Below are 1,237 nucleotides of genomic sequence, written 5' to 3'. Positions count from 1 at the left end.
TAATAAGCCCTACACAAATTGGGAGATATATCATGAAAGGCTGGCTTTTTCTTGTTATCGCAATAGTTGGCGAAGTAATCGCAACATCCGCATTAAAATCTAGCGAGGGCTTTACTAAGCTTGCCCCTTCCGCCGTTGTCATAATCGGTTATGGCATCGCATTTTATTTTCTTTCTCTGGTTCTGAAATCCATCCCTGTCGGTGTTGCTTATGCAGTCTGGTCGGGACTCGGCGTCGTCATAATTACAGCCATTGCCTGGTTGCTTCATGGGCAAAAGCTTGATGCGTGGGGCTTTGTAGGTATGGGGCTCATAATTGCTGCCTTTTTGCTCGCCCGATCCCCATCGTGGAAGTCGCTGCGGAGGCCGACGCCATGGTGACGGTGTTCGGCATTCTGAATCTCACCGAGGACTCCTTCTTCGATGAGAGCCGGCGGCTAGACCCCGCCGGCGCTGTCACCGCGGCGATCGAAATGCTGCGAGTCGGATCAGACGTCGTGGATGTCGGACCGGCCGCCAGCCATCCGGACGCGAGGCCTGTATCGCCGGCCGATGAGATCAGACGTATTGCGCCGCTCTTAGACGCCCTGTCCGATCAGATGCACCGTGTTTCAATCGACAGCTTCCAACCGGAAACCTAGCGCTATGCGCTCAAGCGCGGCGTGGGCTACCTGAACGATATCCAAGGATTTCCTGACCCTGCGCTCTATCCCGATATTGCTGAGGCGGACTGCAGGCTGGTGGTTATGCACTCAGCGCAGCGGGATGGCATCGCCACCCGCACCGGTCACCTTCGACCCGAAGACGCGCTCGACGAGATTGTGCGGTTCTTCGAGGCGCGGGTTTCCGCCTTGCGACGGAGCGGGGTCGCTGCCGACCGGCTCATCCTCGATCCGGGGATGGGATTTTTCTTGAGCCCCGCACCGGAAACATCGCTGCACGTGCTGTCGAACCTTCAAAAGCTGAAGTCGGCGTTGGGGCTTCCGCTATTGGTCTCGGTGTCGCGGAAATCCTTCTTGGGCGCCACCGTTGGCCTTCCTGTAAAGGATCTGGGTCCAGCGAGCCTTGCGGCGGAACTTCACGCGATCGGCAATGGCGCTGACTACGTCCGCACCCACGCGCCTGGAGATCTGCGAAGCGCAATCACCTTCTCGGAAACCCTCGCGAAATTTCGCAGTCGCGACGCCAGAGACCGAGGGTTAGATCATGCCTAGCATTCACCTTCCGGCCGCCCGCTA

Annotated in this window: 1 protein-coding gene and 1 pseudogene; both read left to right on the top strand. The window is 57.8% G+C overall.

Going from position 1 to position 1,237, the window contains the following annotated elements; genetic code table 11:
• The first annotated feature begins 32 nt into the window (after positions 1-32).
• On the top strand, positions 33-380 hold the full coding sequence (locus R7D93_RS25605) for a quaternary ammonium compound efflux SMR transporter QacE delta 1 (RefSeq protein WP_000679427.1): 348 nt from the start codon (positions 33-35) through the stop codon (positions 378-380).
• Positions 374-1,213: pseudogene (gene sul1, locus R7D93_RS25600) on the top strand (sulfonamide-resistant dihydropteroate synthase Sul1). The gene R7D93_RS25605 and the pseudogene sul1 overlap by 7 nt, the downstream one beginning before the upstream one ends.
• Positions 1,214-1,237 lie beyond the last annotated feature (24 nt).

Source organism: Vibrio sp. YT-15, from assembly GCF_033337445.1.
Taxonomy (GTDB): Bacteria; Pseudomonadota; Gammaproteobacteria; order Enterobacterales; family Vibrionaceae; genus Vibrio; species Vibrio alginolyticus.
Note: the sequence above shows the minus strand (reverse complement) of the source record. Positions and strands in the feature narration are given on the sequence as shown.

What these genes read in the sequence shown, in the direction of transcription:
- R7D93_RS25605 (WP_000679427.1), top strand. Translation starts at nt 33, where the DNA reads ATGAAAGGCTGGCTTTTTCTTGTTATCGCAATAGTTGGCGAAGTAATC.